14 protein-coding genes, 1 tRNA gene and 3 pseudogenes are annotated in these 19027 nt (G+C 56.3%); 10 read left to right on the forward strand and 8 right to left on the reverse strand.

The features are described 5' to 3' along the window. Window positions 1–52 precede the first annotated feature (52 nt). The 3 genes from PFEN_RS15320 to PFEN_RS15330 form a co-directional block, all read right to left on the reverse strand. Window positions 53–1528 (reverse strand): glycoside hydrolase family 32 protein, encoded by a 1476-nt coding sequence (locus PFEN_RS15320; protein WP_191487660.1) that lies wholly within the window; start codon window positions 1526–1528, stop codon window positions 53–55. 13 nt (window positions 1529–1541) lie between these two features. Beyond that, complete coding sequence (locus tag PFEN_RS15325) at window positions 1542–2822, reverse strand: MFS transporter (protein WP_263596607.1); 1281 nt, start codon at window positions 2820–2822, stop codon at window positions 1542–1544. Between the two features lie 188 nt (window positions 2823–3010). After that, on the reverse strand, window positions 3011–3934 hold the full coding sequence (locus PFEN_RS15330) for a LysR family transcriptional regulator (RefSeq protein ID WP_191487662.1): 924 nt from the start codon (window positions 3932–3934) through the stop codon (window positions 3011–3013). Window positions 3935–4043: 109 nt separating this feature from the next. Between PFEN_RS15330 and PFEN_RS15335 the strand changes: the two genes are divergently transcribed. The 3 genes from PFEN_RS15335 to PFEN_RS15345 are packed head-to-tail and all read left to right on the forward strand — an operon-like array spanning window position 4044 to window position 6199. After that, window positions 4044–4673, forward strand: a complete 630-nt coding sequence (locus PFEN_RS15335) for an NADPH-dependent F420 reductase (RefSeq protein WP_191487663.1) — start codon at window positions 4044–4046, stop codon at window positions 4671–4673. A gap of 19 nt (window positions 4674–4692) precedes the next feature. Then, window positions 4693–5535 (forward strand): DODA-type extradiol aromatic ring-opening family dioxygenase, encoded by an 843-nt coding sequence (locus tag PFEN_RS15340; RefSeq protein ID WP_191487664.1) that lies wholly within the window; start codon window positions 4693–4695, stop codon window positions 5533–5535. Continuing rightward, window positions 5528–6199, forward strand: coding sequence for an alpha/beta hydrolase (locus PFEN_RS15345; RefSeq protein WP_191487665.1), 672 nt, complete (start codon window positions 5528–5530; stop codon window positions 6197–6199). The genes PFEN_RS15340 and PFEN_RS15345 overlap by 8 nt, the downstream gene beginning before the upstream one ends. Window positions 6200–6582: 383 nt before the next feature. Here the strand turns inward: PFEN_RS15345 and PFEN_RS15350 are convergent, their stop codons facing one another. After that, window positions 6583–7020 (reverse strand): hypothetical protein, encoded by a 438-nt coding sequence (locus PFEN_RS15350; protein ID WP_191487666.1) that lies wholly within the window; start codon window positions 7018–7020, stop codon window positions 6583–6585. A 267-nt stretch (window positions 7021–7287) separates the two neighbouring features. Here PFEN_RS15350 and PFEN_RS15355 point away from each other — a divergent pair, with 267 nt between their 5' ends. Next, window positions 7288–7599 (forward strand): hypothetical protein, encoded by a 312-nt coding sequence (locus tag PFEN_RS15355; RefSeq protein WP_191487667.1) that lies wholly within the window; start codon window positions 7288–7290, stop codon window positions 7597–7599. A 132-nt stretch (window positions 7600–7731) separates the two neighbouring features. Here the strand turns inward: PFEN_RS15355 and PFEN_RS15360 are convergent, their stop codons facing one another. Next, the gene (locus tag PFEN_RS15360; RefSeq protein WP_224770971.1) at window positions 7732–8103 is read right to left on the reverse strand and encodes a hypothetical protein; all 372 of its coding nucleotides are present in this window, start codon (window positions 8101–8103) and stop codon (window positions 7732–7734) included. Between the two features lie 92 nt (window positions 8104–8195). On the opposite strand from PFEN_RS15360, the pseudogene PFEN_RS15365 reads away from it, so the two are divergent. Then, a pseudogene (locus PFEN_RS15365) lies at window positions 8196–8387 on the forward strand (integrase); the annotation flags it as partial. 82 nt (window positions 8388–8469) lie between these two features. On the opposite strand, the gene PFEN_RS15370 reads toward PFEN_RS15365, so the two are convergent. Continuing rightward, window positions 8470–8556 (reverse strand) — tRNA-Leu (locus PFEN_RS15370). 630 nt (window positions 8557–9186) lie between these two features. On the opposite strand from PFEN_RS15370, the gene PFEN_RS15375 reads away from it, so the two are divergent. The 4 genes and pseudogenes from PFEN_RS15375 (at window position 9187) to PFEN_RS31490 (ending at window position 14478) form a co-directional block, all read left to right on the forward strand. Then, on the forward strand, window positions 9187–10326 hold the full coding sequence (locus PFEN_RS15375; RefSeq protein WP_191487668.1) for a lactonase family protein: 1140 nt from the start codon (window positions 9187–9189) through the stop codon (window positions 10324–10326). A gap of 679 nt (window positions 10327–11005) precedes the next feature. After that, entirely contained in the window at window positions 11006–12157 is a 1152-nt protein-coding gene (locus PFEN_RS15380) for an HD-GYP domain-containing protein (RefSeq protein WP_412071446.1), read from the forward strand. 446 nt (window positions 12158–12603) lie between these two features. Next, window positions 12604–13581: pseudogene (locus tag PFEN_RS31485) on the forward strand (HAMP domain-containing protein); the annotation flags it as partial. A 111-nt stretch (window positions 13582–13692) separates the two neighbouring features. Beyond that, window positions 13693–14478, forward strand: a complete 786-nt coding sequence (locus tag PFEN_RS31490) for a methyl-accepting chemotaxis protein (RefSeq protein WP_412071447.1) — start codon at window positions 13693–13695, stop codon at window positions 14476–14478. 37 nt (window positions 14479–14515) lie between these two features. Here PFEN_RS31490 and ppsA read toward each other — a convergent pair whose 3' ends face one another. Then, complete coding sequence (gene ppsA, locus PFEN_RS15390) at window positions 14516–16951, reverse strand: phosphoenolpyruvate synthase (RefSeq protein ID WP_191487671.1); 2436 nt, start codon at window positions 16949–16951, stop codon at window positions 14516–14518. Between the two features lie 347 nt (window positions 16952–17298). Here ppsA and PFEN_RS15395 point away from each other — a divergent pair, with 347 nt between their 5' ends. Continuing rightward, window positions 17299–17973 carry a polysaccharide lyase family 7 protein gene (locus PFEN_RS15395; protein ID WP_191487672.1) on the forward strand — a complete coding sequence of 225 codons (675 nt, stop codon included), beginning with the start codon at window positions 17299–17301 and terminating at the stop codon, window positions 17971–17973. A 155-nt stretch (window positions 17974–18128) separates the two neighbouring features. On the opposite strand, the pseudogene PFEN_RS15400 reads toward PFEN_RS15395, so the two are convergent. Continuing rightward, window positions 18129–18571 (reverse strand): annotated as a pseudogene (locus tag PFEN_RS15400) (hypothetical protein). Between the last annotated feature and the right edge of the window lie 456 nt (window positions 18572–19027).

Raw genomic sequence — 19027 nt, forward strand, 5'->3', positions numbered from 1 at the left:
CATAACAACACAATGACTGGCAGCAGGCCGCACGAATGGTACACCGCGATACTCAGAGCCGTAGATCGGCGAGGCCCCAGACAGACGCCTCCCCGAATCGCCCTGCTCCATTGACCGCGAACGCACTGACCGCGAGGCTGTCGGGCCGAGGATAGATCCGGCTGGTCAGGCTATAGCTGCCGTCGTCGACGAACACCTCGATTGACGAACGATCGAGAAAGATCCGCAGAGCGATACGCTTCTGTCCCGCTGCCACCGGTACGCTACGAACGCCGCTGACGCCAGCGCCCGAGCATTGTCGGTCGAGTACCAAACGCCGGGCCATTGCATCGAAGTACAGCAAAGTCCGCTCTTGCAGGTCTTCGCTACAGCGCAGCGCCAGGCCAAAGCGCTCGGCGCTGCTACCCGCGAGGTCCAGTTCGAGCTCGAACTCTAGCAGCGCGCCGCGAACATCGAGTGGAGAACTGCAAGATTCAACCACACCGATCGGCAGCGTTTGTTTTGACTGCCGCAGCGCCGTCAGCTCACGGGCCGGACGCATGCGCAGCCGTTCGCCGTCGCGGCTCAGCTCACGTGGCAATGACAGCGCGCCACACCAGTGTTGCGCCTGACTCGGCATGGGGCTATCCCACATATCCATCCACGCCCAAAGCAGGCGCCGCCCATCCGGCGCCAGCAAGGTCTGCGCGGCATAGAAATCGTGACCGTGGTCGAGTTCGTGCAGCTTGCCGCACTCACTGAAACACCCGCTGTCATCCAATTGGCCCATTCGATAACTGTTCTGGAATTTGTTCCAGTTATCGTATGCGCTGGGCATCAAGCCTTGCGGCGAGTAGAGAAAGACATCGCACCCCTCCAGCTCGAACAGATCCGGACATTCCCACATATAGCCGTCCGACTCGCGCCAACCTTGCAGGGCACAACCCAGGTACTCCCAGTGATGCAGGTCCGCGGAGCGATAGAGCAGAAGCCGCGGGTCGTCGCCCTTGCGCGCCCCCAGGGCCATCCACCAATGCTCGCCTCGCCGCCAGACCTTGGGGTCACGGAAATGCATGATGTCCGGATCCGGCGCGGTCTCGATCACCGGCCCATGTTTGCTGAACGACAGGCCATCCGTGCTGCTGGCCAGGCACTGGACCTGAAGAATGTGCCGGTCATCACCCACCGCGCCCAACCAGGTGTGCCCGGTGTAAATCAGATACAGCGTATCGTCCATGACCACCGCCGAGCCTGAAAAACACCCGTCCCGATCGTAGGCATCACTGGGCGCCAAGGCGATGGGCAGATGCTCCCAATGCACCAGGTCGCGACTCTTGGCATGCCCCCAGTACATGGGGCCCCATTGCGCGGAGTATGGATGATGCTGGTAGAACACATGGTATTCACCGCGAAAGCAGACCAGTCCGTTCGGATCATTCATCCAACCCGCCGGAGGCGACAGGTGATAGCCAAGGCGATAGTCATCGCCGCGTTCGGCTATTTTTCTTTCGATGGCGCGATGTGCTTCGTCCAGCAGTGCAGCGTGCATGCTTTGGTCCTTACTAGAGTTCGTAACGCGTGGTGGATTGGACAATGGCAGGCAGTTCCAGCGGATCGGCGGCCTGGGCGGGAGAAGCTGCGCGGGCGGGATCGGTACGCAACAACGTCCATGACAGCAGCAGGCAAGCGCCGACCAGGCCCGCCATCAGCACGTAAACGCTCGAGAAGCCGACATGGTCGTAGCCATAGCCCACAAGCGGCGATAGCAGCATCGCGGTCAATTGCTGGGCGAACTGGAATCCCACCAGATAGATCGAGGCGGACAGACGCGAATCGAAGTTGAACGCTATGTACTTGAATACCGAGACCAGAAGGATCGGCACTTCCAACGCGTGCAGCATCTTGCAGGCGGCGACGGTCCAGGCCTGCGTTGCCAGCCCGGAGCCAAGAATCCGGACGAACATGATGCTGCCCGCCAGAATCAATCCGTACTTGGCGCCTGTACGGCTGACCACCCAGGGGGCGAACAACATCAATAGCGCCTCAAGAAGCACCTGCGACGAATTCAGGTAGCCATAAGCTCGGGTGCCCTCCTCCGGGGTCGGGAAGAACGAGGAGAAATACACCGGAAACTGTTGTTCGTAGATCATGTAGATCCCGCACACACCGGTCAGGTACAAGCTGAATGCCCAAAAACGCGGCAGTGTCAGCAACTTCCAAAGATCATGCAGGTGCACGGGGTTCGCCGCTTGCCCAGCGGTTTGCCCGCCTGGTTGGCTGAACCTGCTCAAATCCAGCCTGAACAGGATCAGCAAGAACACGATGCCAGCGGCGCTGCTCATGTAAAACGCGATATCCGGGTCAATGTTGAAGACCACCCCGACAACGCCCGTCGCGCTGGCCCAGCCCAGCGACCCCCACATTCGGGTGGTCCCGAACTCGAGGCCCGCATGACGCGACAGTCTCTCCGTGTAGGACTCGATCACGCCCACGCCCGCGAGCATGGCCAGCGCCAGGAACGCCGCGCCGACCACGGCTCCCAGTACCACGTTGTGAGCCAGCAGGTTGGCATATACGTAAATCGCAAAGGGGGCCGCCGCGCAGAGCAGGATACCAATCCACAGCAGCAACTTTTTCGACAGGCCAAGCCGATCCTGAAGTGCGCCATAGAACGGTTGGATCAGCAGCGCCGCAATGGCGTTGGCCGCGAAAACAAAACCGATTTCCGTGCCGTTCAGACCGATGACTCGATGCAGCCAGATCGAGAACAACGAGTAGCTGGATGACCACGAAAAGAAGAAAAAATACAGCAGACCACTGATAAGCCAGTACTCGCGTTTCACTGACAAGTCCATGTGACAGTCCCTTTGTTTTTATTGTTCAGTTAACGTTAACATTACGGCGTATTACGCGTCCTGAAAGGGCTCGTTGTCAAGTGGATTGATGTTCGCGGCCGGGTTTCCCGGGTTGCTCGAGAGCATTCTTTCCCAGCAGTAAACCAGGCATCCGACAAGCGCCGCGCCGCAAACCATCAGCGAGCGACGTTGTCCCTGGAAAATGGCTCCCATTGAGGGTGGGCAAATCGCTCAGCCAGAAAATTGATCAGCACCCGGACCTTGGTCGCCAGGTGTTTGCGCGTGGGATAGACCACATAGATACCCAGTTCGCCCGACTGGTACTCCGGTAGGATCTCCACCAGGTCTCCCGTCCGCAAATCCCCGGCCACCATGAAGCTGGGTTGCAAGGCAATACCGCCCCCCGCCAGCGCGATACTGCGACAGGTATCGCCATTGTTGCAGCGAACAATCGAACGGGTGCGCACCGTTTCGCGGCCGTCAGGGCCTTGGAACTGCCAATCATTGCCGCTGGCGAAGTTGGTGTAGGCAATCACCCCGTGCTCTGCCAGGTCCTTCAAGTTGCGAACCCGAGGATGGTTCGCCAAATAGCCGGGCGAGGCACACAGGCACATCCGCGTGCCCGCCAGACGGCGTCCCACCAGGGAAGAGTTTTCCATGCGGGCAATGCGAACCGCGGCATCGAATCCCTCCTCCACCAGATCCACCAGTCGATCATTCAAGCTGATGTCCAACTCGATGTTGGGGTAGGCCTTCATGAAGTCACCCCATAGTGGCGCCAGGTGCAGCACCCCGAAGCTGACCGGGGCATTCACTCTCAAAACCCCACTGGGCTCCGGTGCGGTGGACGATACGGCCTCCTCGGCCTGGTCCATGAGCGCCAGGACTTCACGCGCCTGGTGATAAAACTGGCGCCCCTCCTCCGTCAGTGAAAGCCGTCGGGTCGTGCGCTGCAGCAGCCGCGCCCCCAGGCGTTCTTCAAGGCCGCTCACATAGCGCGAGATGGCGGCCTTGGACATCGCCAACGGTTCGGCCGCGCCTACAAAGCTGCCTTTATCGACGACGGTGCAGAAGACCTGCATCTCCAACGCTCTGTCCATCATTGTCTCACTAAGTGGAACGGTTTATCACATTCGACCTTATTTATCTCAGATTCACAACCTATAAACTGGCCCCATCGAAACGCACATCAACGCAAGTGAGGTCGCTATGAAAGTTACCGTAGTGGGTACCGGCAACATGGGTTCGGCGTTCGCAAAACAACTGTCCAGTGTCGGCCATATCGTTCGTATCACCGGGCGCGACATCGACAAGGCCAAGGTCCTGGCCGCTCAGTTTGACAATGTCAGCGCCTATCCGGCCGCCGAGGCACTGGGTGACAGCGATGTCGTTGTCGTCGCAACCGCCTATGACGACGCCGTCAAAGCCCTGCAAAGCCTGGGCGATCTGGGGGGCAAGGTGGTTATCGATATCACCAACCCACTGAGCGCCGATTACATGTCGCTGACCATCGGTCACGTGACCAGCGCCAGCGAGGAAATTGCCAAAGCAGTGCCGCAAGCCCATGTCGTAAAAGCGTTCAATACCCTGTTCGCCCAAGTGCTTGCCGACGGCCCGTTTTTCGCCAATGACCAGCGCGGCAGTGTATTTGTCGCCAGCGACAGCGAGCGCGCCAAACAGACCGCGATTGCCTTGGCACAGAGCCTGGGTTGGAACACGGTCGACGCGGGCGCACTGGTCAATGCCCGTTACCTGGAGCCATTGGCCGGTTTGAATATCTACCTCGGCTACGGCGCCGGCCTGGGCACTTCCATCGCCCCGGCCTGGCTTGGCAAGTAATCATTGAGGAGCATTCACCATGAACACTTCGTTCCCCCTGTTGTTCGTGTCTCATGGCGCTCCGACGTTTGCCATCGACCCCGGCCTGGCGGGTCAACATCTGGCCGAGCTCGGTCGCGAACTGTCGCGACCTGATGCCATCGTTGTCCTCTCCCCGCACTGGATGACCCGTGGCGAGGTCTGCGTCACGGCGATCGCCGCCCCTGAAACCCTGCACGACTTCGGTGGTTTTCCCGAGGCGTTGTACCAACTGCGCTACCCCGCACCGGGCGCTCCGGCCCTGGCCGCGCATATCGTGGATCTGCTGCGGAATGCGGGATGGAAGTCCCGGCTTGACGCCCGCCGAGGTCTGGACCATGGCGCGTGGGTACCTCTGCTGCATCTGGTCCCCACGGCCGACGTTCCAGTTGTTCAGGTATCGATGCCTGCCAGCCTCGATACCCACCAGGCCTGGAAATTGGGCCAAGCCCTCAAGCCACTGCGGGATATGAAGGTGCTGATCGTGGCCTCCGGAGGCCTGACCCATAACTTGTATGAGTTTCGGGGAGCGGTCTGCCATGGGGCCGATTACGTCAAAGCGTTTGCGGCCTGGACAGCCCAAACCCTGCAAGCAGGCAACACCGACTTCCTGCTGGACTATAAGCGGCACGCACCTTCCGCCGAACGTGCCCACCCGACCGATGAGCATTTTCTACCACTGCTGATCGCCCTCGGCGCGGCCGGCGAACACTATGCGACGCGTGTCCTGGAAGGTGGCGTGAGCTACGGCGTATTGGCGATGGACAGCTACCTGTTTTCCTCGAACAACCCTGTTGGATTCGACCCCACTCACCTCAGCCAAGGCGTTGCAGATCATGCATGACAGCTCTTTTTCCGAAGCCGTTCGCGAGCCGCGAACGGGCCTGTTTTTCCGCAAAGGGTGCGGCACTTCGGCACCCAAGGGGCGCCTGCTCCTGCTGCATGGCGTCGGTTCAAACGAAGCGAATCTCGCCTCATTGGCCGCAGCGCTACCCGAGGAGCTGGAAGTGATTCTGGTGCGCGGTCCGCTGCAGGTCGGCCCACAAGGCTTCGCCTGGTATCAGGTGAACTTCACCAGCAACGGCCCGTCGTTCAATCAAGAACAGGCAGAGTCCAGCCGGCAGCTTTTGCACCAATTCATCGAAGCGCTGCCCAAGCTGCCGACCGTGATCGCCGGCTTCAGCCAGGGCGGCATCATGAGTGCGAGCCTTGGGGTGACCGAGCCAGAGCTCGTTGCCGGTTTCGCGATATTGAGCGGCCGGATGCTGCGCGAACTTGATCCGCGGATCGCTGCCGCCGAACGACTCAAGTCGGTCTCGGCCTTCATCGCCCATGGTCATCGGGACAACGTTCTACCCGTGGTTTGGGCGAAAGAAGCGGACGACTGGCTGACTCGAATCGGCGTCACCCACGAAACACATTTCTACGACATGGCCCACGAGATCGTCGCGGAAGAACTGGTGGATTTCTCGAAATGGCTGACCAACATACTGCCACTCTCCAAATGAACAAAAGGGCCTGCCGACTGAAAAGCCTGACAAGCCCTTGATATATATGGTGCCGAAGCCGAAATCGAACCTTTCTCTTTGTCGCTGAAAATAAAGGAAAATTTTAAGTTCGAAAATTTTTCTACCTCTATGAGTACCCCCACTGTGCACACAGCGTTTGTACAGAGCGTTGTATCAGCGGTGAGGTGTTTCAAACGGAAGCTGCTTTCAGTGAACGACCTGTTTCAACAGGACGCGCAGTAGCAATTTTTCTTTCGCTGTGAGAGCTCAACACCCACTGATCAGCCGATGACGCACATTGCTGTGGTAGCCTCATCAGCTCTAGAACGTCGATTTCCATCTAAGCGAATCGCCCGGTTAGCAGCGACACCGGATGAAAATTATCACTTCTTTGCCTCTGTTTCGGTTTGACTTAAGTGCAGTATCGCATTATGCGTAGCCTCGACTCCCTTGGCGTAACCGATTGACTCATACAATACCAGCGACACTTCAAACTCGTGCCGAGCTAGATCAAAATTACCCTCTACCATTGCGAGCTTACCTAGATTGCCGTGCGCATTGCCTTCTACCTCTTTCAGAACTAGCGCACTACGCATGGCTGCTTCGGTGTCACGATCAAACTCGTCAGCGAGCAGGTTGCAAACCTCGATCTCATCAATTTCGGGATTGGCAGCGGCCGTACCGTTCGCCAATTTCTGCTCATGTTGCTCACGACGGCGAGCTGCCTCATCAACGCTGACAAGTTTTCTTCCGACGTATAAGTATCCCTGACTAGATTTCCAATCCCACTCCCCTAAATGAGCCATTTGCCTAGCAGACAATCAAACGCCATCCCGAATTAATTTGCCATCACATCGTTGCGCACCCGGTCATTGAGGGTGGCATCTGCCGGAGATAGCCATGAGACCTTCACAGTGCTTGGAATGCCCTTTGATGTCGCCCAGCCCCTAGGCATTCACGTCAAACGCGCCCAGCTGATCGTCCGCGAGAACAGCTTCAAGTTCCGCGAGCCATGAAGCGCATCAACAACAAGGTCCGGCAGCGCCGGCGACAGGCATGGCTTGACCTGCCAGCACACGAGGTTGGCCATGGCCAAAGACGATGCGCAGATCCAGCGGGACAAGCGCACCAAGGAGAAGGAAGCGCTGGCACGCATCGGTGCAACCAAGCGGACCATCATTGTGACGCCTGCCCTGGAGCATGCCTTGAACATCCTTGACAGCCGTCACAGTTTTGAGGAGTGGCAGGAAACGTTCAGCACGTTCCTGATCAACCTGGCCGCTGCGCCCACCGAAGAGTCGGCCCGATTTGCCACTATGTCGCGACCTGCTTTTGAGGTATCCGAAAAGCAGTCGCGACAGCTTGAAGAATTCAGCAAGACCGGAATCGAACCCGCTTAACCCACCCCACTCACTGCATCCTGTAACCGGATCGCCGCGCATGGGCTGGACGTACCGTAAATATGAAGTAGCGAAATGATCCGAATTGATCATTGGCTCGATCGATAATCGCCGGCCAGCCGCTAACTTTGGTTACTGGGCGCTAACGCTTGGAACCCATAACGTGCACGAAGTCGCAGCTTGGGCAATAAGCCAATCATGATCACGCTTTGCGAATGGGCGAGGTATCCCGTAAGAGATCCGAAGCGCAAAGTTATAGGCACCACTGAGCTCGTTTCCAGTAGGTGTTTTCTCTTTCAATTTTGTGTTGGTTTTGAGTCCTTCTACAGCTCCATGTAGAGCAAGCGCCTGCTTGGATGTGTCTGCGCTTTCCTCCAGGATCTGTACCGCGATATAGGCCGCATTCGAGCAGCGATCCATCTTTTCCCACTGCTTCATCTGGGCTTCATCACCGAGCGCTACAGCTGAGGTGAGCAACATCAGTGAGCCAATCAAAAAACGCATTGCTTTGATCCTTCAAATAAATTTTCGCACTAATATATCAATTTATACCAAATTGCCACCACCGGTCACGGAGGGCGGCGCCTGCATTGGAGGCCAGGGAGGCCGCCGGAGTTTCCAAACCGGAGTTCCAAATGCGTGATTTGCGCGCAAAGGCCGGAACGGACAAAGCTGAATCCAGTAGAGACATCATGCAGGCCAAGGATCAACTTGGGCATACCACCGTGGTTATGACGGAGCAGTACATTCGCAACCGCAAGGGCAAAAAAGTTTCGCCAACGAAGTGAATTGCGGACCAGATCAAAAATTGCGGACCAGAAACGAACAAGGGCTTGCATCAGCTTTCGCATGCAAACCCTTGATTTTAAATGGTGCCCGAAGCCGGAATCGAACCGGCACGCCCTTACGAGCGGGGGATTTTAAGTCCCATGCGTCTACCAGTTTCGCCATTCGGGCGGTAGCGCGGTAAAACAGCCTACGCAGTGGCTCGTTGCGAGCCAGATGGCCTGACAACCTGCCAGCCAATCTGACGCCTGCGCGACAAGGGGAAGAATATATACATCCCTCCCCCACGAAGCAAGTTCGCCGAGATCAATTCTTGGTACCGCACTCATTTCGCAACCATCTGATTTTCAAAGAGTTGCAAGGCATCGTGATAGACCTGCGCCACGATGTGCCTTCAAGGCCCCTCCGCTCTCGGGGTCGGCGGATGTTCAAAGGGCAGGCATCAATTCGACATCAAACCGTCATCATTTCATCACAAAGGCCCAACATAATGCTCCCAGCCGAAGGATCCGGCCCCATCCCAAGAAGCCCGCACATGCGGGTTTTTTGCTGTGTGCCTGGAAAGCATTGGGCTGGATCGCCAGCAGGTCGCGACACCATCCCAACCCCAGCACCTGCACAAAGCCAGCAGCTGGATCCGCTGACCCCATCTGCCAATCACACCAGCCACAAGCAGCCAATCGACGCGCTCGTGGCTTGCCCTCGTCACTTCAGTGATTGACAAGGCAAACACAGCCGCCTAACAATCGTCCTAGTTGTACGACAACAGACAATCAAAAACAAAAATAAAGAGTCCCCGAAATGAACCGAACCAAAACCCTGCAAGGTTTCGCCAGCGTTGTACTGTTAGCCGCCGCCCCACTGACCTGGGCCAATACCTACGTGTACGTTTCCAATGCCACCGATGGCACGCTCAGCAGTTATGAACTGTCTGCAAAGGGGCAGTTGCAGCCTCTGGCGACCACCGACGCCGGTGCCGGCGTCATGCCCCTCGCGCTGAGCCCCGACCACAGCAAACTCTATGCATCGATACGCGCCAAACCCTATTCGGTGGCGACCTACAGCATCGACCCCGGCAACGGCGCGCTCAAGCACCTGAAAAACGCCACCGTTGCCGACAGCCTGGCCTATGTCTCGACGGACAAGGCCGGTCACTATCTGTTCGGGGCGTCGTATGGCGAGGACCTGATCAGCGTCAACGCTATCGATGCCAAGGGCGTGGTGACCGATGATGTACGACAAGTCATCAAGACCGGCCCGAACGCGCATTCGATCATCGTCGATAAGACCAATCGCTTCGTGTACGCCGCCAACCTGGGTTCCGATCAGTACCTGGAGTTCAAATTCGACGCCACCAGCGGCAAGCTCACACCACTCGGTCATATCGATATGCCCAAGGGTAGCGGCCCTCGCCACCCGGTCATCTCGTCTGATAACCGCTTCCTGTACCTGCTCAGCGAGATGGCCGGCACCGTGACCACGTTCGCCATCGACCCAGAGACCGGGCGCCTGAGCATGCTCTCCGAAGCCAATGCAATACCCGCTGACTCAGGCCTGGTACACGGCGTCGTCCGGCCGATGATCAAACCCGGCCAACCGACCCCACCGCCACTGGCAAGCAACCTGATCTGGGCCGCCGACATCAAGCTCACTCCCAACGGGCGCTTCCTCTACACCTCGGAACGCACCGGCAGCACAGTCAGTGCGTTTTCGGTAGATAGCAAAAGCGGCAAACTGAGCTTCCTGCAGAACATCAAGGTCGAACAGCAACCGCGGGGGATCACCGTCGACCCCTCGGGGAAATGGCTGCTGGTTACCGGAGAGAAAAGCCCTGAGGTGGGGGTGTATGCCATCGATCCGCAACACGGCACGCTCACTCGTAGTTCCAGCGCGCCTTCCGGCAAGGGGGCCAACTGGGTGCAGGCGGTCAGTTACCCATGAAGCGCTGAGGGTTCATGCACGCCGCCCTGGCGTGCAACAACTTGAAGTGCTCGACGAAAGGGGGAGCAGGGAGAGGCCATGATTACGACAAGAATCATGGCCTCTCCCTGAGTGTGGAAGCTCAGCCCGATCCGGAGTTCACCTGCGGACGGCGGGCTTCAGGTGTCTCTGAGATGCCGCGAGACTCCATTGCCATAACCTATACACACCTTGTACAAATATAATACCAAAGTACAATTTATTAATGGCGACATGCTATCAATAATGATCATGCCGCCACCTCCCATGCTTGTGCCTGAGTGAGCGCTCTCCAATGAGCCTATCCGTAAGGTTCTCCCCCTGCGGAAAGCCAATGACATTTCAGAGGGCGTGGTGAAAATCGACATCACTCATCCAGCGCGCAAATTCCGCGTGCTCATGGTGAATGACTCGCCGGCAACCCGCTACCTGGAATCCGTGGGGATTCAGGTTGCCGCATAGGATTACAGTCAACAGGCTATGAAGCACTGGCAGGCGAAGAGGGAGGAAGTGATCACAGTCACTCGGACGACCAACACTCACTGAGTTTTAATAATAAAATTAGAGCCAAGGAGGCTTTTGATAAAAATAGGGACTCAACGACTCCGCAGGGGTGAGTACCATGTCAAAATGCAAAGAATGCGAAAAGCCTTGCCAAGGAATGAAAAACGAAGCATGTCATTCTTGTTTGGCGTCCCCTTATTGGAAAGATCGCCCCTCCCTTCATGGTGAGCAGTCCCCGCTCAACACCCCAGATACAGAGATCGATGAGGGATTGGTCGACAGCTCACGATGCGCAGATATATCTATAGCGCAAAACGACAACGCTATGACTGCCAATATCTTGACCGGTCCCATCACGCTGAATGAAGAACTGATAACAGCAAAGAAACTTTATCTACAATCAAGGTCCGCAGTGGTCGAAATGTTCAGTGATGCGCGAATGGGCCGTGCAATCGTTATAAATCAGGCAAATGAATTGGTCGATCACATAGCCCAATCGATTAATCGCCACCCCAATGCATTTATCAGCTTAGTACGACTCAAAAATTCAAACGAATACACCTATATGCACTCAGTCGCCGTCTGTGCACTGATGATTGCTGTTGCCCATCAGTTGGATTTTTCTGAAGAGTTAATCCATCAGGCGGGGCTTGCAGGCTTACTACACGATGTCGGAAAGGTGGCGATTCCAGGCACGATTCTTAACAAGCCAGGCAAGTTGACCGATGAAGAATTCGAGGTAATCCGTCAACATCCACAACGGGGAGAGGAAATCTTGCGAGCCTCGAGCCCGCTCTGTGAGATGGTGCTGGACGTTTGCCTGCATCATCACGAGAAGGTAGATGGCTCCGGTTACCCTGATGGGTTGGTCGGTGAGCAAATCAGCCTCTTTTCCCGCATGGCTGCCATTTGCGATGTATATGACGCAGTGACCTCGGATCGCCCATACAACGAAGCCTGGAGCCCAGCCATTGCCATTCATAAAATGTCAGGGTGGAAGCGGCATTTCGACAGTCTGGTATTTCAGGCATTTGTGAAATCAGTCGGTATTTATCCAATAGGATCGATTGTTCGCCTCAGCAGCGGTTATATTGGCGTCGTCACGGAGCAAAACCCGTATTCACTATTAACCCCCAAAGTAAAAATTTTCTTTTCTACAGCAGCAAAGGCTTACATCAAACCCACGATACTCGACATGAGCGCGCCTGCATCAACCGAAAAAATCATTGAACGCATTCTGGCCGAACAATATGGCTTCAAAAACACAGAACTGCTGTGGAACGGACCTCCCGCCAAAAACCAAGATTAAAAAACAACCTGCATGGCCCTGTTCTTGCTGGCAGACATTTATTAAAAAAAGATCTGAGCGCAGGCAGTAGACCATTAAAGCGTCATTGGCCACATCGTGCAAAAACATAAAAATCCGCCGTCTTTCATGCCGGCATAAAAACAGATTGCACTGGGGGAGTTATGAAATTCAAGTCATTGCAAGTACGCATTTGTGTCACCGCTGGGGTATGTTTGTTTTTATCATCGGCCAGTCTGGTTATTTACGGGCTATTGTCTGCTCGAAGCAACGAACACTACGTTACTAGCGAAGTCGCCGCGTTGGTCGAAAAGTCGGCGATTCGCGAGATTCAAAACCTCGCCGAATCCCGTGCCAATGCCATTCAGGCCAAATTGCAGAACGCCTTGGATGCGGCCCGCACCATGGCCAATACCTTTGCCGCCAGCAAGGCTGCACAGGGCCCGCTGATGTTGGGGCGTGAACAGATCAATACCGTATTACTCAGCGTCCTGAAGGACAATCCAGACTTCAACGGTACCTATTCATGCTGGGAAACAGATGGGCTGGACGGCCAGGATTCCGTATTTCGGAATGCTCGGGATGGCAGTAATCCACTGACGGGGCGCTTTACACCTTATTGGACACGTGGTGCCGACGGCCATGTCGCGGTACAACCATTGGTCGAGTATGACTCTACGGACCGTCACCCTAACGGGGTGCCAAAAGGCGGCTGGTACAGTGGCCCGCGCGATACCCTGAAGGAAAGTGTGCTGGATCCCATTCCTTACGTGGTTCAGGGTAAAAATGTATGGTTGACCACCCTGTCGGTACCGATCGTATCCAATGGCAAGTTCTACGGTGTGGTCGGGGCGGACTTCGATATCGCATTTATCCAGAAACTCAGTGAACAGATGTCTGCCGATCTTTATGGCGGCAAAGGTTCGGTCTCGATCATCAGTAACCAGGGGTTGGTGGTGGCGGATAGCCAACGCACCGACCTGATCGGTCAGCCCATCAAGACCTTGTTGCCTGACACCTGGGAAAAAGTGCTGAGCGATATCCAGAGCGGTCGTGGTGACAGCCTGCTCAATCCGAAAACACAGAATATCGAAGTGCTGATGCCCATTGAACTCGGGCGCACAGGCAAGCCCTGGGCGGTGCTTATTGGTCTGCCCAAGGCCGTGGTCATGAGCCAGGCTATTGCCCTGGAGCAGGAGCTGCAGGCGCGCAGTATCAGCAACAGCATCTGGCAAGTGTCGGTGGGGTTGGTCATTTCGCTGTTGGCCCTGGTCGCACTGTGGTTTTCCTCCGCGAAAATCGTCAAACCGATTCGCGAGGCCGCTGCATTGGCAGCCAATATCAGCCTGGGAGACTTTTCTCGTCGCCTGGTGCAGGAATCCGAGGACGAAGTCGGACAGTTGTCTGTCGCACTCAACGACATGTCTGAAAGCCTGCAACGGCAGGTCCGGGTGGCCGAGCGCATTTCTGAAGGTGATCTGGACCTGGAGGTCCGTTTGTCTTCGCCCCACGACACCCTTGGCAAGTCACTGGAGAAGATGGTCAACAACCTGAATCAGTTGATTTCCGAAGTTCAGGCCAGCGCCACCCAGATCACCGGCAGCTCGGCGCAGGTCACCGATCTGAGTCAGTCATTGTCCGATGGGGCGTCCAACTCCGCGTCATCCATTACCGAAATCAGCGCTGTGATGACGCAAATGGCCGCTCAGACCAAGGATAATGCCGACAACGCCAAGAAAGCCGATGAGCAATCCCAGGCATCACGAGCCGATGCGGGGGAAAGCGACAAATTGATGAGTGAGCTGATTGGCGCAATGGCTGAAATCGACAATTCGGGCAGGGACATTACGGCGATCATCACCACCATCGATAACATTGCCGCACAAACCAATCTGCTGGCATTGAACGCGGCCATCGAGGCCGCCCGGGCGGGTGAGCTCGGGCGCGGTTTTGCCGTGGTGGCGGACGAAGTACGTAGCTTGGCGGCCCGCAGCGCCGAGGCGGCGCAGCAGACAGCCGCGCTGATTGCCGACTCCTCGAGCAGGACACAACGCGGCATGATCATCGCGGGCCGAACCGCCGAATCACTCAAAAACATCGTCAGCGGAACCAGCGCGGTGTCCAGCCTGGTTTCTCTGATTTATCAAGCCTCCAGCGAGCAGGCTTCTGGCTTGCAGCAAGCGAGTATCGGCCTTGAGCAGATCGATGAGGTGACGCAGCAAAACCAATCCAACTCGCAAAATTGCGCAGCGGCGGCAAAAGATCTCTCCGCGCGAGCTTCGCTGATGCAACGGGAATTAAGTCGATTCAAGGTAAAAAAATAGATCTGAAAATCATCTGACCGGCCTACCCCTAGCGATTTTACGATTTGCGATTGCGTGACAGGCGCTCTTCCACCGCCAGAATATGCCGAGTTGTGGCGAGTACCGCATCTGGATTGAGGCTCATCGAATCGATACCAAGCTCCACCAGATACTCAGCCATCTCGGGATAATCAGAGGGTGCCTGTCCACAGAGACCGGAGTGGCGGTCGTTGCGTTTTGCGCCCTCCACTGCCAGGCGAATCATCTGTTTCACCCCTGGGTCGCGTTCATCAAAATCGAAGGCGACGATTTCCGAATCGCGATCCACGCCGAGCGTCAACTGGGTCAGGTCGTTGGAGCCGATGGAGAATCCATCGAACAGTTTGGCGAAGGCGTCGATCAGGATGACGTTGTTGGGAATCTCACACATGACATAGACCTCCAATCCGTTTTCGCCGCGCTTGAGGCCATGGCTGGCCATCGCCGCCAACACCTTTTCGCCCTCCTTCACCGTGCGGCAAAAAGGGATCATCAACTTGACGTTAGTCAGGCCTATCTCCTCTCGTACCCGCTTCATTGCCGCGCACTCCAGAGCAAAGCCTTCGGCATAAGCAGGATGGGCATAACGGGAAGCGCCACGAAAACCGATCATCGGGTTGTCTTCTTCCGGCTCGAAATACTTACCCCCCAACAAGGTCGCGTATTCATTGCTTTTGAAGTCGCTCATGCGTACTACACAGGGCTTTGGATACACTGCCGCCGCGATTGTGGCGACGCCTTCGGCCAGAGTCTTGACGAAAAAGTCCGTGGGATCATCGTAAGCGGTACTCAGGGCGGCGATCTTTTCACGTGTTGCGTCATCCAGTTTTTCCGGGTGTGCGAGCGCCATCGGATGGACCTTGATATATTCATTGATAATGAATTCCATCCGCGCCAGACCAATGCCATCCACCGGTAGCGAGGCAAGGCTGAAGGCTTGATCGGGATTGCCCAGGTTCATCATGATCTTGGTTCTGGGATGTCCCAGTTGGCTGAGATCGGTTTGCTGAATGTCAAACCCCAGAATGCCTTCATAGACATTTCCGGTTTCGCCTTCGGCGCAACTGATGGTGATCGGTGTGCCGGTTTTGATCTGCTCCAACGCGTTTCCAGCGCCCACGATGGCGGGGATGCCCAGTTCACGCGCCACAATGGCGGAATGGCAGGTACGGCCACCCTGGCTCGTCACAATCGCCGCAGCGGTCTTCATGACCGGTTCCCAGTCCGGTGTGGTGGTATCCGAGACCAGCACCTCGCCTGGTTGAAAATCACTGAGATGCCTGGCGTCGTTGATGACACGCGCCTTGCCGGCACCAATTCGGGTGCCGACCGCCTTCCCCCTGAGCAGGACCTTCGATTTTTGCTTGAGCTGGTAGATTTCAAGCACGCTCCCTTGCTTTTGCGACGCCACCGTTTCCGGGCGCGCCTGCACTATATAGAGCTGGCCATCGATCCCATCCTTGGCCCATTCCATATCCATGGGTTTATAAAAACCGGCTTTGTCGGAGTAGTGGTTTTCAACCTTGATGGCATAGTCGGCCAGTACCGTGACATCCGCATCGGAGATGCAAAAACGGCCTCGTTCTTCTCTGGACGTTTCAACATTCCCGGTGTATTCCAGCGCGATATTGCCGGTATTGAGCGTGTCGGTAAAAATCATCTTCTTTGCTTTGCTACCCAGGCCGCGCTTCAGAACGGCACGATAGCCCTGGAGCAAGCTGGGTTTGTGCACATAGAAACTATCGGGGTCGATCGTGCCCTGCACGACATTCTCGCCAAGCCCCAGTGCCCCATTGATGAAGACGACATCCCTGAAGCCTGTTTCCGTGTCCAGCGAAAACATCACGCCACTGGCCCCGATATCGCTGCGCACCATTTTCATGACCACGACGGAAAGATAGACCTTGTAGTAATCAAAGCCATTGTCGAACTTGTAGTGGATGGAGCGATCGGTAAAGTTGGAAGCCAGGCAACGCTTATAGGCATCGAGCAGGGCATCGTCACTGGCGATGTTCAGATAGGTGTCGTTCTGCCCGGCAAATGAGGCCTCCGGCGAGTCCTCGGCGGTCGCCGAGGAACGCACCGCCAATGAAATGTTCTCACCGTATTGCTGCTTGAGCTGGGCATAGCTTTGCAATATGGCCGCCTTCAGATCTTCCGGCACCGCACAGCCGTATACAATCGCCCTCGCCTTTTCTCCGCGCGCCTGCAGGTCCTTGATGTTGTCGGGGTCGAGTCCGTCAAGTGCCGCATGCAGGGGCTGCCAGGCCTTATTGTGTTCAAGGACATAACGATACGCTTCGGCGGTCACGGCAAACCCGTTGGGGATGCGCACCCCCGCAGCGGTCAGGTTCTGGTACATCTCCCCCAGCGAGGCGTTCTTGCCACCGACCAGCGGTACATCGTGGATACCCAGCTCTTTGAACCAGCGGATATGAATGTGTGAATGGGTCACGATGCGTCTCCACTTGATGAGGGGAGTGGCTTGCCCGGTCGCTGCCGTAGACATCGATTGCGACGCCCCCTCGGGCGACGCGATCAGAGTATAGACAGGATTGAAACGGGGTTACTTCCGTTGTAATTAACAGACCGCGACGAAGACGCAACATGGACATGCGTGGCAAAAGAGCCAACCCCTTTCGGATGCTTTCTTCTGGGCCGCCTTTTTTCTGGCCATCTGTAGACCCGGCCAATCTTAGCGTTACCTGTTGAACAATCAGCACCCACGTGAGTCTCACGTTACTCAACCGAGTACCTGGTATTCCCCAGACCCGGCCAACTCTCATGCCAAGGAAGACAATCATGACTGTAGATATCAGTAACTTCGACATTGCCACCCCATTGCCGACGTCAGCGACTAACCCGGTAGCGCTTGAACTGAACGGCCTCAAAGCGCTCGAAGAGTGCCCTAGCGTAATAGTCCGGCTGGCGGATGGGTCTATTCAGCTCACGGCGCCCACCAAGGGCGCATCCAGCAAGAGCACACATCGAACACGCTGCGAATGGAAAGAGTCGAATTATTGGACACTGGTTAGCGCGGCCAACCATTGGAACCAGCAAGAGATGACACTGGTGAAGGTCAACTCCGCACAGAAGGTAGTGGTTTCACAGATGCATGTTCAGGACGATGTAAATCCGGCAATCAAGGTGTTCTGGGAGAAGGGTTCGCTCACCTATGCGTTTCGAACGAACTACAACGGTGCCGACCCAACGCCTAAATTTCTGCTGGGGAACGTTGCATTAGGTGCGAAATTTCAGGTGAGCATCCATACGACGTCGGCGGGTGCCGTTGTCGTCAGCGCCAGCATCGGCGGTAACTCCGCATCCTCCCCGACTCTTCGGTTGGGAAGCTCCTGGATGTCCAAAGCTTTCGATTTCCACGGCGGAATTTACAATCAGATCGACTATACGGATACCACGCCAGCAACCGATGGCTCGATTTGCATTATCAGTCAGCTGTCCGTGACTCACGCTTAATCTGTGCTCCGGCTATTGGCAGGTGCGCAATAGCCGGTCGCGGGCTCCCCTGGCGGCCCGCCCTTTCCGCGTTGCCAGCACCGCCCCACTGATCTCCGCACCCAACGACAACCAGCGGCGCGAAGATCAGAACTTTGGCGACAGCCTTTAGCACCTCAATCAATCAGATGACTATCCAATGCCGATGATCGCTGATTGGACGGAGACGCGCCCTCAAGCAGGGCATCCACCACCGCTCGCGCCACTTCCACCGAATGCAGCATGCCCAGAACAACGCCCTCTCGACAGGGTTGGTATGCAGGCTGATTTCGTCACCATTGAGTTCGGCGGTTTCCAGCAGATTGGAAACGTAGGTCAGTGCATCCTGGGCGTTGATGCCCGGCTGGATGGCAAACAGTGTGGGCTTGTACGGGGCTTCGGGAGTGACGGGCTTGGAGCAAGTGAACGCGAGGGTATCGAGCAAACGGAGCGGGTTTGCTGGGGTCGGTTCAAACTCGCTGGAGGGTGCGTCAGAGACTTTACGCAAGTACAGGTCTTTGTCGGCAGTGCTGAGGGTTTTGCCGGCGGTCGGTGGATCGGGGGTGATTTTCTTGGTCACGGTAAAGCTCCTCTGTTAGGAAAAGGAACTCATCACCTCACGCTGCAAAACGAAAGGTGGCAAGCTGTACACAGGTTTGCAGACCGGAACAGAGGACCGGCAGGCCGAAGCCTCCTGCGCACAGCTCGCCATGATGCGAGCATGAAAATACCGCATTCGCGGCGCTGTACGCCTCTGTAGTTCCGGGCTGCAAAACCCGTATCGCTGAATTTGCAGCGACACTTGAACAGTAGCCCCGGCGTTTGGCGCACGCAATATTCTCCCACGCCTGAAACGCGTGGGAAATATGAGTTTTTTCAGCAGGTAATTTCGCATTGATTGAGCGCTGTCGAGCTGCACTGGCGGCACAAGAAACCGCCAGGATCAGATTCTCCCCGGAGCGAGTGAGTCATCAACGACCACATGATGAGGCGAAGTGCTTTTTCTACCCTCATAGCATGAGCAAGCTGTCTACCC

The organism is Pseudomonas sp. FEN, from assembly GCF_904067045.1.
Taxonomy (GTDB): Bacteria; Pseudomonadota; Gammaproteobacteria; order Pseudomonadales; family Pseudomonadaceae; genus Aquipseudomonas.